The sequence below is a fragment of the Pseudomonas sp. GL_139_B genome, from assembly GCF_057834475.1.
Genome location: NZ_CM174403.1, coordinates 794013 through 807664 on the forward strand (window position 1 = coordinate 794013; position 13652 = coordinate 807664).

The 13652-nt window shown below is 58.9% G+C and carries 14 protein-coding genes and 1 pseudogene; 10 read left to right on the plus strand and 5 right to left on the minus strand.

The window, feature by feature from the left end:
- Positions 1–141: 141 nt before the first annotated feature.
- The gene (locus tag AC3ISI_RS03435; protein WP_489335484.1) at positions 142–906 is read left to right on the plus strand and encodes a sulfite exporter TauE/SafE family protein; all 765 of its coding nucleotides are present in this window, start codon (positions 142–144) and stop codon (positions 904–906) included.
- Here AC3ISI_RS03435 and AC3ISI_RS03440 read toward each other — a convergent pair.
- Entirely contained in the window at positions 896–1210 is a 315-nt protein-coding gene (locus AC3ISI_RS03440) for a putative quinol monooxygenase (protein ID WP_489335485.1), read from the minus strand. The two genes, AC3ISI_RS03435 and AC3ISI_RS03440, sit on opposite strands and share 11 nt — an antisense overlap.
- 161 nt (positions 1211–1371) lie before the next feature.
- On the opposite strand from AC3ISI_RS03440, the gene mdaB reads away from it, so the two are divergent.
- The 6 genes from mdaB to AC3ISI_RS03470 all read left to right on the plus strand — a co-directional run bounded on the left by mdaB (position 1372) and on the right by AC3ISI_RS03470 (position 7582).
- Positions 1372–1962, plus strand: a complete 591-nt coding sequence (gene mdaB, locus AC3ISI_RS03445) for an NADPH:quinone oxidoreductase MdaB (protein ID WP_489335486.1) — start codon at positions 1372–1374, stop codon at positions 1960–1962.
- 58 nt (positions 1963–2020) lie between these two features.
- On the plus strand, positions 2021–2932 hold the full coding sequence (locus AC3ISI_RS03450) for a LysR substrate-binding domain-containing protein (RefSeq protein ID WP_489335487.1): 912 nt from the start codon (positions 2021–2023) through the stop codon (positions 2930–2932).
- Positions 2933–3035: 103 nt separating this feature from the next.
- Complete coding sequence (locus AC3ISI_RS03455; RefSeq protein WP_489335488.1) at positions 3036–3929, plus strand: NAD-dependent epimerase/dehydratase family protein; 894 nt, start codon at positions 3036–3038, stop codon at positions 3927–3929.
- A gap of 212 nt (positions 3930–4141) precedes the next feature.
- Positions 4142–5587: a SulP family inorganic anion transporter gene (locus AC3ISI_RS03460; protein WP_489335489.1), complete on the plus strand. Its 1446-nt coding sequence runs from the start codon at positions 4142–4144 to the stop codon at positions 5585–5587.
- Positions 5588–5633: 46 nt separating this feature from the next.
- Positions 5634–7091 carry an N-acyl-D-amino-acid deacylase family protein gene (locus AC3ISI_RS03465; protein WP_489335490.1) on the plus strand — a complete coding sequence of 486 codons (1458 nt, stop codon included), beginning with the start codon at positions 5634–5636 and terminating at the stop codon, positions 7089–7091.
- A gap of 122 nt (positions 7092–7213) precedes the next feature.
- Complete coding sequence (locus tag AC3ISI_RS03470) at positions 7214–7582, plus strand: glyoxalase superfamily protein (protein WP_489335491.1); 369 nt, start codon at positions 7214–7216, stop codon at positions 7580–7582.
- Here the strand turns inward: AC3ISI_RS03470 and AC3ISI_RS03475 are convergent.
- Positions 7495–7956 carry a YwqJ-related putative deaminase gene (locus AC3ISI_RS03475; protein ID WP_489335492.1) on the minus strand — a complete coding sequence of 154 codons (462 nt, stop codon included), beginning with the start codon at positions 7954–7956 and terminating at the stop codon, positions 7495–7497. The two genes, AC3ISI_RS03470 and AC3ISI_RS03475, sit on opposite strands and share 88 nt — an antisense overlap.
- Here AC3ISI_RS03475 and AC3ISI_RS03480 point away from each other — a divergent pair.
- Positions 7876–8115 carry a hypothetical protein gene (locus tag AC3ISI_RS03480; protein ID WP_489337811.1) on the plus strand — a complete coding sequence of 80 codons (240 nt, stop codon included), beginning with the start codon at positions 7876–7878 and terminating at the stop codon, positions 8113–8115. The two genes, AC3ISI_RS03475 and AC3ISI_RS03480, sit on opposite strands and share 81 nt — an antisense overlap.
- Before the next feature lie 91 nt (positions 8116–8206).
- Here AC3ISI_RS03480 and AC3ISI_RS03485 read toward each other — a convergent pair whose 3' ends face one another.
- Positions 8207–9070 (minus strand): methyl-accepting chemotaxis protein, encoded by an 864-nt coding sequence (locus AC3ISI_RS03485; protein WP_489337620.1) that lies wholly within the window; start codon positions 9068–9070, stop codon positions 8207–8209.
- A pseudogene (locus AC3ISI_RS03490) lies at positions 9065–10126 on the minus strand (methyl-accepting chemotaxis protein); the annotation flags it as partial. The pseudogene AC3ISI_RS03490 and the gene AC3ISI_RS03485, both read right to left, overlap by 6 nt.
- 261 nt (positions 10127–10387) lie before the next feature.
- Here AC3ISI_RS03490 and pmrG point away from each other — a divergent pair.
- Positions 10388–11056, plus strand: a complete 669-nt coding sequence (pmrG, locus tag AC3ISI_RS03495; protein ID WP_489335493.1) for a lipopolysaccharide core heptose(II)-phosphate phosphatase PmrG — start codon at positions 10388–10390, stop codon at positions 11054–11056.
- Between the two features lie 25 nt (positions 11057–11081).
- The gene (locus AC3ISI_RS03500; RefSeq protein WP_489335494.1) at positions 11082–11945 is read left to right on the plus strand and encodes a phosphatase PAP2 family protein; all 864 of its coding nucleotides are present in this window, start codon (positions 11082–11084) and stop codon (positions 11943–11945) included.
- On the opposite strand, the gene AC3ISI_RS03505 is transcribed toward AC3ISI_RS03500, so the two are convergent.
- Complete coding sequence (locus AC3ISI_RS03505) at positions 11896–13347, minus strand: ArnT family glycosyltransferase (RefSeq protein WP_489335495.1); 1452 nt, start codon at positions 13345–13347, stop codon at positions 11896–11898. The two genes, AC3ISI_RS03500 and AC3ISI_RS03505, sit on opposite strands and share 50 nt — an antisense overlap.
- Positions 13348–13652 lie beyond the last annotated feature (305 nt).

The window sequence follows — 13652 nt, forward strand, 5'->3', positions numbered from 1 at the left end:
GGAATGCGATCCACTGTGGGAGCGGGCTTGCCGGCGAAGGCGTCAGTCGTCGCAGCGAAAACTTTAGCCTCTGTCAAATCAAGAGGCAGTCTCAGTATATGGCAGATTTTCACGCGGCCAATCCGGGCTCACCATAGCCCCATGAATACACTCGCCGCGTTCTATCAAAACCTCGGGCTGGCTCTGTCGTTGCTGGTCATTGCCACCTTCCTCCTGGCCGGCATGATCAAAGGCATCATCGGTCTCGGCTTGCCAACCATCGCCATGGGTCTGCTCGGTCTGGCTATGGCACCGTCGCAGGCAGCCGCGCTGCTGATCATTCCCGCGACCCTCACCAACGTCTGGCAACTGGCATTCGGCGGGCATTTGCGCGGGTTGATCAAGCGTCTATGGCCGATGCTGCTGGCGATATTCATCGGCACTGGCGCCGGCACGTTATGGATCGGCATGGCCGGCGGTCAGTGGGTCGTGCGGGCGTTGGGCGCGGCGCTGTTGCTCTATGCGTTGAGCGGATTGCTCCTGCCAACCTTGCGCGTCGACGGGCGTACGGAACGCTGGCTCGGCCCCCTGTGCGGCGCGCTGACGGGCGTCATCACCTCGGCTACCGACGTCTTTGTGATTCCGGCGGTGCCTTATCTGCAAGCGCTCGGTTTGAGCAAGGACGAGCTCGTGCAGGCGCTGGGCTTGTCGTTCACCGTTTCGACCCTGGCCCTAGCCGGCGGGCTGTTATGGCGCGGCGCTCTCGGCGGTGGCGAATTGAGCGCGTCGTTGCTGGCGCTGATCCCGGCAGTGCTCGGCATGTGGCTGGGCCAATGGCTGCGTCAGCGGATCAGCGGTGCATTATTCAAGCGTGTGTTCTTCATCGGCCTCGGCGTGCTCGGCGGCCATTTGTTGATCAGCGGTTAGCGGACGACGGGCTAAGCATCTCGATGGCGCGGATCTCGAAATCCCGTTCCAGGTATTCATCGCGCTGGTCGAGGAACAGCTTCATATGCGGCAAGTTCGAGTGCACGTCCAGGTGGGCCTGGGATTGCCAGATCTCGTAGAAGATAAACAGCGTCGGATCCTGTTTGTCGCGCAGCATGTGGTACTCGATGCAGCCGGGCTCGGCGCGGCTCGTTTCCACGTAGCCGCGGAAAAACGCTTCGAAGGCGTCGGATTTTTCCGGGCGGGTCTTGGCGTGCAGGATGAAGCCTTGCAGTTCACTCATCAGAAATTTCCTCAAATTAAGAGTCGGCACCAGTCTATGGCAACAATCGCCTGTTGATTCGTGCGTATGGGTCAAATGAGTTTTGTGCATTCTGGGCTTATTCCGCGCGAGACCAGTCGCTAACCTGCCGCCATCCGATTACTGACCTTCCGAGATTTCTCATGAAAAAAGTACTGTTGCTCAATGGCGGCAAAAAATTCGCCCACTCCGATGGCCGCTACAACGCCACCCTGCATGAAGCCGCGCTGAGCGTACTGGACCGCGGCGGCATGGATCTGAAAACCACCTTTATCGACGAGGGGTACGACGTCGCCGAAGAAGTCGCCAAGTTTCTGTGGGCCGACGTGATCATTTATCAAATGCCGGGCTGGTGGATGGGCGCACCGTGGACCGTAAAAAAATACATCGACGAAGTCTTCACTGAAGGTCATGGCAGCCTTTACGCCAGCGACGGCCGCACCCGCTCCGACGCCTCACAGAAATATGGCAGCGGCGGATTGCTGCAGGGCAAGCAGTACATGTTGTCGCTGACCTGGAACGCGCCGCAGCAAGCCTTCGACGACCCGACCGACTTCTTCGAAGCCAAAGGCGTGGACGCGGTGTACTTCCCGTTCCACAAGGCCAACGAGTTCCTCGGCATGACCGGGTTGCCGACATTCCTCTGCATTGACGTGATGAAACGCCCGAACATCGAAGCCGATGTGGCGCGCTACGAGCAGCATTTGACCGAGGTCTTTGGCCTGTCCGCTTGAGGTTCCTTTTGCCCCGCATCCAGTTACTATCAAGACAGTTTTTGAATGAGGGGCCGCTGTGAAAGCCAGATCCGATGAGATGCAGGTTTTCGTCTGCGTGATTGAGTGCGGGTCGATTTCCGCTGCGGCCGAACAGGTCGGGCAAACCCCCTCGGCGGTCAGCCGCACGCTGTCACGGCTGGAGGCGAAGCTCGATACCACGCTGATCAACCGCACCACGCGGCGCATGGACCTGACCGAGGAGGGCAAGTACTTCTTCGAACATGCCAAGCTGATACTCGATCAGATGGATGAACTCGAAGAGCGCCTCGGCTCACGCCAGCAAACCCCATCCGGGCGTCTGCGGATCAATGCCGCGGCACCGTTCATGCTGCACGCCATCGTGCCGTACATCGACGAATTCCGCCGGCTCTACCCGGACATCCAGCTCGAACTCAACAGCAACGATTTGATCATCGACTTGCTGGAGCAAAGCACCGACATCGCCATCCGCATTGGCACGCTCACCGACTCGACCCTGCATGCACGCTCTTTAGGTTGCAGCCCGCTGCACATCGTCGCCAGCCCGGCCTACCTTGAGCAACACGGTACGCCGCAGGCGGTTGCGGATTTAAGTGAGCACGCATTGCTGGGGTTTACCCAGAACGAAGGCCTCAACCAATGGCCGTTGCGCTATGTGCACGGTGATCGCTGGCCGATTCAGGCGTCGATCAGCGCCTCCAGTGGCGAAACCATCCGCCATTTGGCGCTGGAAGGCCAAGGCATTGCCTGCCTGTCGCACTACATGACGATCGACGACATTCGTGCCGGGCGATTGCAAGTGCTGTTGGCGGATTTCAACAGCGGTTATCGCCAGCCGATCAACGCGGTTTACTACCGTAACTCGCAGCTGGCCCTGCGGATTCAGTGCTTTCTGGACTTCATTCAGGGCAAGCTGGCGGCTTATGCGAATTCAGACTTCAAGGGCTGATTCGTGATCCCTGCGCAAGAGTGAATTGGGTCAGAGGGGATTTTTCGTCAGTGATTACTTCTCGATACTCGTTGCATCACTTACTCACGCAGGGAACTTCTCCATGAAGGTATTCGTCACCGGCGCCGCCGGTTTTATCGGCGGTTCCATCGCCACCGGTCTGATCCGGGCGGGCCACAAGGTCACCGGCCTCGTTCGCAGCCAGGAACAAGCCAATGAACTGAGCGCGTTGGGCATCACCCCGGTGATCGGTACGCTGGATGACAGCGCACTGCTGGCCGAACACGCCCGCGCTGCCGACGCCGTGATCAATGCCGCCAGCAGCGACCATCGTGGCGCGGTGCAAACCTTGCTCGACGCGTTGCGCGGCTCCAACAAAGTGTTCTTGCACACCAGCGGTTCGAGCATCGTCGGCGATGCATCCGGTGGCAGGTCCAGCGATGTCATCTACTTCGAAGACAAGCTGCCAGAGCCGACTGTCGACAAGGCCGCTCGCGTGGCCATCGACAACCTGATCCTTGCTGCAGCGAACGACGGCGTGAACTCGGCGGTGATCTGCAACACCTTGATCTACGGCCACAGCCTGGGCGTCAACCGCGACAGCGTGCAACTGCCACGCTTGCTCAAACAGGCGCGTAAAAGTGGCGTAGTCCGGCATGTGGGTTCGGGGCAGAACATCTGGTCCAATGTGCATATCGAAGACGTGGTGTCCCTGTACCAGTTGGCGCTGACCAAAAACGTACCGGGCACGTTCTATTTCGCCGAAAGCGGCGAAGCGTCGTTCATCGACATGACCACTGCCATTGCTCAAGCGCTGGAGCTGGGCACGCCGCAGGACTGGCCGTTGAAAGACGCCGAAGCCGAGTGGGGGTATGAAATGGCCAACTATGGTTTGGGTTCCAACAGTCGGGTACGTGGGGAAAAGGCGCGTGAATTGCTCGGTTGGGTGCCGAAGCGGGTGTCGGTGATTGAATGGATTCGGGACGAGATGGTTTGAGTTCGCTTTAAACCGCGTCATCGTTCTTCGCGAGCAGGCTCGCTCCCACGTTTGATCTTCGCAGGGCACGGATTTTGTGTTCGACGAAAATCCCCTGTGGGAGCGAGCCTGCTCGCGAAGGCATTTCCAGCGCCCCAACAACTGGCCGGACTGCCCTCAATTCCGTAACATCCGCACCTCTTTTCCTGCTACTTCCTGCATGCGGTCCCCCCATGAAACCAAAACGCCTACGCGCTGATGTCCTGGCCGGGCTCACGACCTCTTTCGCTCTGCTGCCCGAATGCATCGCCTTTGCGTTGGTGGCCCACCTCAATCCACTGATGGGGCTTTACGGGGCGTTCATCATTTGCACCCTGACCGCGCTGTTCGGTGGGCGGCCGGGCATGGTGTCCGGCGCTGCCGGTTCGATGGCCGTGGTGATCGTCGCGCTGGTGGTGCAACACGGCGTGCAGTATTTGCTGGCCACAGTGTTGCTCGGCGGGTTGATCATGTTGGCGTTCGGGTTGCTGAAACTGGGCAAACTGGTGCGCATGGTCCCGCATCCGGTGATGCTCGGTTTCGTCAACGGCCTGGCGATCATCATCGCCCTGGCGCAGTTGGAGCATTTCAAAAGCGGTGACACCTGGCTCAGTGGTACGCCGCTGTACATGATGACGGGCCTGGTGGCCGTCACCATGGCCGTTGTTTACCTGCTGCCACGCCTGACGCGTGCCGTACCGCCGGCATTGGTAGCGATTCTGGGCGTGGGCTTGGCGGTGTATCTGCTGGGCTTGCCGACTCGTACGTTGGGTGACATGGCGCATATTGCCGGTGGCTTGCCGACCTTTGCGCTGCCAGACATTCCCTGGACGTTGGAAACCCTGCGCATCATCGCGCCCTACGCGATTTTGATGGCGCTGGTCGGCCTGTTGGAAACCCTGCTGACCCTGAACCTGACTGACGAAATCACGGAGAGCCGTGGCTTCCCGGATCGCGAGTGTGTGGCGTTGGGTGCAGCGAATATGATTTCTGGCGTGTTCGGCGGCATGGGCGGTTGTGCGATGATCGGCCAGACCGTGATCAACCTCAGTTCCGGTGGACGCGGACGGTTGTCCGGTGCGGTGGCCGGGGTGATGATTCTGTTGTTCATTCTGTTTATTTCGCCGCTGATCGAGCGCATCCCGCTGGCGGCACTGGTCGGGGTGATGCTTGTGGTGTCACAGCAAACATTCGCCTGGGCCTCGCTTCGGGTGTGGAACAAAGTGCCGTTGAACGACGTGTTGGTGATCATCTCGGTGACGGTGATTACTGTGTTCACCGATCTGGCCACCGCCGTGTTGTGCGGGATTATCATCGCGGCGCTCAATTTTGCCTGGCAGCAGGCCCGGCAGCTTTACGCCGACAGTCATCTGGAAAACGACGGCAGCAAGCTCTACCGGGTGCATGGCACGCTATTCTTTGCTTCGACGACACCCTTCTTGAATCAATTTGATCCTGCCAATGATCCCGCTCAGGTCACGCTGGATTGCCGTCATTTGAGCTTCGTCGATTACTCGGCCATTGCCGCGTTGAATGCGCTGCGCGAACGCTACGCCAAGGCCGGCAAGCACCTGCGGGTGCTGCACTTGTCGGAGCGCTGCAAGAAACTGCTGAAACGTGCGCGCGTAAATCACGACTGAGATAGTACGCGGCGGGTGGACGATTACCTGCCGCTGGGAGACTGACATGATGTACGACACGCTGATTCGCAACGCCCTGATCATCGACGGCAGCAACCGCCCCGGCTACCCCGCCGACGTGGCGATCCTGAACGGCCGCATTGAGCGCATCGGCGACTTGCACGATGCCACCGCCACCGAAGAAATCGACGCTGCTGGCCGTGTACTGGCGCCGGGTTTCATCGACGTTCACACCCACGACGACACCGTCGTCATCCGTCAACCGCAGATGCTGCCCAAACTCAGTCAGGGCGTGACCACGGTGATTGTCGGCAACTGCGGCATCAGTGCTTCGCCGGTGAGTTTGAAGGGCAATCCACCGGACCCGATGAACCTGCTCGGCACCGCCGCAGCGTTTGTTTATCCGACATTCAGTGACTACCGCGCGGCGGTCGAAGCGGCCAACACCACGCTGAACGTTGCCGCGCTGGTCGGCCACACCGCGTTGCGCAGCAATCACCTCGACGACCTGTATCGTACCGCCTCGCCGGACGAAATCAGTGCGATGCGTGAGCAACTGCGCGAAAGCCTGGCGGCCGGCGCGTTGGGTTTATCCACAGGCTTGGCTTACGCCAGCGCGTTCTCGGCGTCTACCGATGAAGTGATGCAACTGACTGAAGAGCTGACAGCGTTCGGCGCGGTGTACACCACTCATTTGCGCAGTGAGTTTGAGCCGGTGCTGGAGGCGATGGACGAGGCGTTCCAGATCGGCCGCCATGCGAAATCCCCGGTGATTATTTCCCACCTCAAATGTGCGGGCGCCGGTAACTGGGGACGCAGTCCGCAACTGCTGGCGTCCCTTGAACACGCGGCGAAAACCCATCCGGTGGGCTGCGATTGTTATCCCTACGCGGCGAGCTCTTCGACGCTCGACCTCAAACAAGTCACCGACGCTCATCGCATCACCATCACCTGGTCCACGCCGCACCCGGAGATGGGCGGTCGCGACCTGATGGACATCGCCGTCGAGTGGGACGTGCCATTGCTCGACGCCGCCCGCCAATTGCAACCGGCTGGCGCGGTGTACTACGGCATGGATGAGGCCGATGTGCGAAGAATCCTCGCGCATCCGCTGTCCATGGTTGGCTCTGACGGATTGCCGGAAGACCCGTTCCCGCATCCGCGCTTGTGGGGCGCATTCCCTCGCGTGTTAGGCCATTTCAGTCGCGATGTCGGGCTGTTTCCACTGCACACTGCGGTACATAAAATGACCGGGTTGTCGGCGGCGCGATTTGGCTTGAAGAAGCGTGGGGAAATCCGCGAAGGGCATTGGGCGGATCTGGTGTTGTTCAATCCGGTGACCATTCGCGACGTCGCAGACTTCAACAACCCGCAACGGGCTGCGGAAGGGATTGATGGGGTGTGGGTCAATGGCGTTTTGAGTTACCGCGATGGGCAGGCGAACGGAAAAAGGGAAGGGCGGTTTTTGGCGCGGGAAGGGGATCTGCGTCACGGGTTTCAGTAAGCATTATTAGTGGTCCGTCACAGCAGTGGCACATTGAAGTTAAAGAATGCCACCACCGAGCCGAAGCGCTGATAGTCGACCCCGCTACAATGGGGTGTCATTTCTAGTCAGGGAGTAACTGCGTGAGCTTCGGTAAAACCACCCCGATCCTGCGGATTTTCGATGAAGCCAAGGCGTTGGAATTCTACGTCGAATTCCTGGGTTTCAAGATCGACTGGCAACATCGCTTCGAAGCAAATTTCCCGCTGTACCTGCAAGTCTCCCGCGGCGAATGCGTGCTGCACCTGTCCGAACACCATGGCGACAGCACGCCGGGTTCGGCAGTGCGGATCGAGACGGATGAGCTAGAGGCATTTCAGCAGCAATTACTGGCCAAGGAATATCAGTTCGCACACCCGCAGATTCAGGTCATGCCCTGGGGGAGCCAGGACATGACCATCAGTGATCCGTTCGCAAATCGATTGGTGTTCACCAATGCAATCAGCGTGTGAAACGGGATCTGGATGACTGCATCGATTCCAGATGTGCTGGATAGTCGATGGGAGGCAGTCGCCCCGTGGGGATATTGATGTCTCTGGGGGATCAAGGCATTACAGTTCATGCAGGTGGAAAAATCGGTCGCTTGTGCAGAATCGGTCATTCCTTTCAGTCGTTGAGTCATTACATAGACGTTTTCAAGCGGGACACTCAATGGGCTATTGAGCAATGCGTTTGTGCTTCGCACTTCTGCGTGGCGCCCGGGAGTGCCGGACTTAATGGGAAACAAATGCCCGGAGCGCCCTAAATGGCCGCGAATATCTTGAGCCAGCGCCGGGTGCAGGGCCACGTCATTTTCATTGGCATAGTCCTGTTCAACCCGAGCCATGTAAGCCTCTGGCCGGGTGACTTCAAAGATTCCCAGGTGTTGTCGTCCATGCCGATGAATCTCCTCTTATGGAGCAGACGACATTACGAGGTGATACGAGGCGGCGCTGTCAGCCCCGTCATTGAAGGAAGACCGGATCTTTCACCGTTTGGTCAGTGAAAAAGAAGGGGCGGTTGTAGAATTTTGAAACACTGCACCGCCGGACATTTCGCAATTCCCGCCAGTACTGCTACTGGCGGGGGCCTGGTCGTTACACCCGGAAGTGACTCACCATCACCTGCAACTGATTACCCAGCCGTGCCAGTTCAATACTGGACGCAGCGGTTTCGTCGCTGGCGGCAGCGGTCTGTTCGGACACGTCGCGCACGTTAATGATGCTGCGGCTGATCTCTTCGGCCACGGCGCTTTGTTGTTCGGCAGCGGCGGCGATTTGCTGGTTCATGGACTGGATGTTGGACACTTTGCGGGTGATGTTTTCCAGTGACACACCCGCCTTGCGGGTCAGCGCGACGCTGCTGTCCGTGAGGGTGCGGCTGTTGTTCATGACCGCCGACACTTGTTGCGTGCCGTTCTGCAGAGCGGCCACCAGGCCTTCGATTTCTTCGGTGGATTTCTGCGTGCGCTGGGCCAGGCCCCGCACTTCGTCGGCCACCACTGCAAAACCACGTCCGGCTTCACCGGCACGCGCGGCTTCAATCGCGGCATTGAGGGCTAGCAGATTGGTCTGTTCGGCGACGGCTTTGATCACGTCCATCACGCTGCCAATCTTGTCGCTTTCCTGTTGCAGTACGCTCATGGCTTCGGTGGAACGCACCACTTCGCTGGCCAGGCGTTCGATCTGGGCGATGGCTTCGTTGACCACCTTGTCGCCTTCGCGAGCTTCGCCGTCTGCCGCCGCAGCGGCTTGCGACGCTTCTTCGGCATTGCGCGCGACTTCCTGCACGGTGGCGGTCATTTCGTGCATGGCGGTGGCGACCTGATCGGTCTCGATCTTCTGGCTGTTAACTCCGGCGCTGGTTTGTTCGGTCACGGCGGACAACTCTTCTGCCGCGCTGGCGATTTGGGTGACGCCGTCGCGGATGCCGCTGATCAGGTCGCGCAGGGTCACGCCCATGCGCGCGATGCCCTGTTGCAACACACCGAGTTCGTCACGGCGAGTGACTTTGACGTCCTGGGACAGGTCGCCGCTGGCGATGCGTTCCACCACGGCCAAGGTGTCGCGAATCGGGCCGGTGATTTGCCGGGTGATGATTACGGCGGCAATCATGCCGACCAGCAAGGCGAGCAGGGTACTGATCAATTGCAGGGTGCGGGCCTGGGCGCTCTCGGCATCGCGGCGGTCTAGTTGGATCTGATACAGCTGATCGCTCAGGCTCACGATGGCGGCGCCCTGGTCGGTCATTTCCTTGCGCGCTTGCACAGCGTCGGTGTTAGCCGCTTTATAAGCCTGCAGGGCGCTTCGATAGTTGGCCAGCGCGGTTTCCAGCTGACGCAGGGTATCTAGCTGAGTCTCGGCAAATTGGGCATTGAGTGGTTTGAGGCTGGCAATCGCCGCGTCCAGTTGACCGACGGCTTTTAGCTCGGTCTCGGCGTTGGTGGTGGCGGTGTAGCCGCGCACTTCGTAGCGGGACAGGATGAAGGCTTCCTTGGCGGTCGTGATGGCCTGGAATTGTTCGAAACGCAGATCGCCTGGCGGCATTTGCTGCACGCGGGCGCTGAGGGCGTCGATCAACGTGCTGGCGGTTTGAGCATTGGCGGTCATGGCGTCGCGGGCACTGTTGCCAGTTCGATAGGCGCTGCGCATTTTGTTCAGGGAGGTCTGGTACGCCGCAATGACGGTGGCTTGCTCTTTAAGCAGCTTGAGGTTTTCCGGACTCTTGAATTTCGACAGCAATGCTTGTTGCTGAGCAGAGAAGGCATCGAGGGTGGTCTGTACGTTCTGCGCGGCGGTTTCGTCGCCATTGGTCAGCATATATTGCAGGCGCACCACACGCAGCTTGGTCAGGCCGGCGTTGAGCTGGGTGATGTCGCTCATCCAGTTGCTGCGGTCAATCAAGCTGCCCAGGCTCGTCCAGCCCGTTAGTGCCAGGACGCAAGTCAAAGCCAGGACCAGGCCGAATCCCAGGCCCAGTTTCATGTTCACGCTGATATTGCCGAACCAGCTATTCATCAATTCCTCCAGGAACGTTGTGCTTCTTAATCATCAATTGGCTGGAAGATTGTTGTTTTTAAAGGCGCCAGCAAAGTAGGTAGCAGGTCTGTATCGGCCGCATTTGCTAGAGCTGAAAGGATTTTGTAGGGCTGATCCTGTAACAAGACTTTGCGCGGGTTTTAAGCTTTTTTTCACATTACGTTCACCGGTTGCCGACGCACGCCTCGCTACCCTCTCAGGATTTAATAAGAGCGGTACGTGCCGGCGAGGCGGCTTGATGTGGAATTGAGACTGAATCTACTCGGGATAAAACGCTCGATTGATTTGAGCCGCTATGCCCGCTATCGCAATGCGGTGGTGCTGGCTGCCGCGTTGTTGGTGATCCCGTTGACGGTCTGGCTGTTCCAGCCCGCCGCCGTGCCGGACCTGGCCAATGGCAATGTCGCGGGTGCCAAGGCATTAGCGGACGGCTGGGCCAAAGGCGACATGATTGTGCTGGTTCGCCATGTCGAACGTTGCGATCACTCCTCCGCCCCTTGCCTGGCGGGCAGCGATGGCATTACCGAGCGCTCCCGAAGCGTTGCGGCCAGTGTTGGCGCGCAGTTCCAGCGCCTCGGGCTGGACAAGGCCGACATTTACCATAGTCCTATCCTGCGTGCTGTGCAGACCGCCAACTTTATGTTCAGCAAGGCAGGCGTCGGTGAGGACTGGCTAATCAGTTGCAAGGGCACTATGTTGCGTGATGCTTTGGCGCACAAAGTGGCGGGACGCAATCTGATTCTGGTAACCCACAGCGAATGCATGACGCAACTCGAAAAGGACCTCAAGTTGCCAACCGAAACCCTGGGTTACGGCGCCTCATTGTTTATCACCGCTCCAACGCCTCAAGCGGCACATATGCTGGGTTTCATTGACGCCTCCGACTGGCACACGGTGACCACCGAATGATTTTTTCTCTGGATCAGGACACACAATGCTTAATTTTTCCCGACACCGCTTTTACTGGGTGAACTTCGGTATTGCGCTAGCCTGCGCGGCCGTGGTTTTCCTGATGTTCGACATGACCAAAATCGACATTTGGTTCAGCAACCTTCTTTTTGACCCGGTCACCCAGACCTTCCCGCTCGACAAGGTTCACTTCTTCGAGAAACTCACGCACAAGTGGGCGCGGATCATTCCGAACTGGACCGCTGAAATCGCCTTGGTCGGCATGTTGCTTTCGTTTGTCTGGCCACTGGTCAACCCGCAAAAGCGCCCGCGTATCGGTCAATTTCTGGAGCGGATCAAAGCCGCCCCCGTGCTGCGGTTTACCTATGACCATCGCCGTGACTTTATCTTTGTGGTGGTGGCGTTTGCCGTTTGCACCGGCGTGATCCATTTCCTCAAGGCGCACACCAGCGTGTACTGCCCGATTGAAACGACCCTTTACGGCGGCAAGATTGCCCACATGGAGTGGTACAACAACTTCCAGCTGTTCCGTGAAGCCGGCGACGGTCGCTGCTGGCCGGGTGGGCATGCATCGGGCGGGTTCACCATGCTCGCGCTGTACTTTGTTGCGCGTCGCTACCAGTGGCGCTATTCCAAAGCCGTGCTGTGGGGCTCGTTGCTGCTCGGTTTCATCTACGGCACCACGCGGGTTCTGCAAGGCTGGCACTACATGTCCCACACCTTCTGGGCCGGGATCTTCGTCTGGCTGGCGTGCTTGCTGACAGCCCTGGCGTTTTACGGCCGGGCAAGGCTGGACGTGCCGGTGCTGAAAAAAGCCGGGCAATCCAGCGAAGATGCACTTACAGACTCACAAAATAGTAAGCCTGTCGCCCCACCATCATTGTCTTGAGCACCTTTAACGGCGCGGCAGGTTCGGCATCACCGGACATGACCGCGACGTTGGACGCTGATGCCGCGAGAAACTCATGCAGTTGCGCGTCAGTGTCCAGGCCTTTGAGCAGGCGCTGGCTGTAGAACACACTGGCGCCGCCCGTTCGCTCATTGGCCTGAAACAGGGCGACCTGCTGTCCGTTGGCTTGCATCCTCTGAATCTGCGCAGTCAACGGCACAAAGGACAAGCTGCGATCAGCCAGGGGCAGCGCCCATTGCGCGGCGGCGAGGTAGCTGCCAATCACTACGGCGAGCACGCCGATCACCCCACCACGTCGATACCGGGCGATGCGACCCAACAGGGTTGCAGCGCTTTCTCGGGCCTTCAGCTTTGCGTACAGCACACCCGCATATTCCGCCGCAATCACCGCCGCCGCAGGTGTCATCGACATCAGGTACACGGTGCGTTTGCTCGATGCCAGCGTCAGCACGGCGAATTGGGCTACCAGCCATAGCGTGAAAAACAGCAAGTTTCGATTGGCCGTCAGGCTTTTGCGAAAGTGCCACAACCCCAGGTACACCAGAATATTCCACGGCAAAAACGCTTGGGGCAGCTTGGCCAGGTAGTAATAGAACGGTTCGTAATGCCCAGCCTCGACGAACGACCCGCTGAAGCGCCCGATACTGTTGGTCAGCAGCACATCCGTCACAGCCTGCATACCGCCGCGCTGATACAGCATGGCGAGCCAGATCAGCAATGGCACCAACCCAAGCAGCGTCAACAGTCCGGGGCGCAGCCAGGCAGAAATGTTCAGGCGCTTGTCGATCAAGGTGTTGGCTAGCAGATAGGCGAAGATCACCACCCCCGGCATTGCCAGCCCCAACACGCCTTTGCTCAAAGTGGCGAGGGCAATCCCCGAGCAAAACAGCAGCGAGTTACCGAGTGTCGGCAGTCGTTGCCCCTGCCTCTCACCCTGAAAGAACGCCAGCAGCGCCATGGTCACACCCAAGGCCAGCAAGGCGTCTTCACCGACGCCACGCACATTGCTCCAGTAACTGGCCATGGTTGCGAGCAGGATGCCCGCTGTCCAGGCGATTTCTTTGGGGCGGCCGAATCGGCGCAGCATCGCGTATAGAATCATCACGCTGAACAACCCGGCGCACGCCGACGCCAGTCGCACCGCCCACGGTGTACCACCGAACACGCGGATCGCTGCGGCATCGAGCCATAAGCTTAATGGGGGTTTCTCAAGAAAGGGTTCGCCAAACAAGCGGGGTGTCACCCAGTCGTTATCCAGGTGCATTTCCATGGCGATCCCGGCGACCCGAGCTTCCGTGGAGCCTTGCAGTTGGTAATTGCCCAGCGCGAAGAAAAACAGCAAAGCAGAAAGCAGACACAGTGAAGAGGCGGAGCGCGACATGGGGTTCTGATGACCGGACAGGGGAGCATGGGGGCCGATCATAGGAAATGAGAGCTGAACGAAATGTGAACGCCGAGTAGTAATCGCGTATTAGAAAACTCAACCCACTCAGAGCTGTCGTCTGCCTTCGATTATGAAGGACATGGCATGTCAGGACGTGTTGCCCATTCTCTCAGGCAAAAAAAAGCCCGCGGGAGGGCGGGCAAACCGTAGTTTCTTGAATGAGCGAGGGCAATGTACCGATTGTGGAGGCGCAGCGGGGTGAAGAAAAGTTCATGTAGATGAGCGTCGGCGGGCTCGTGCGT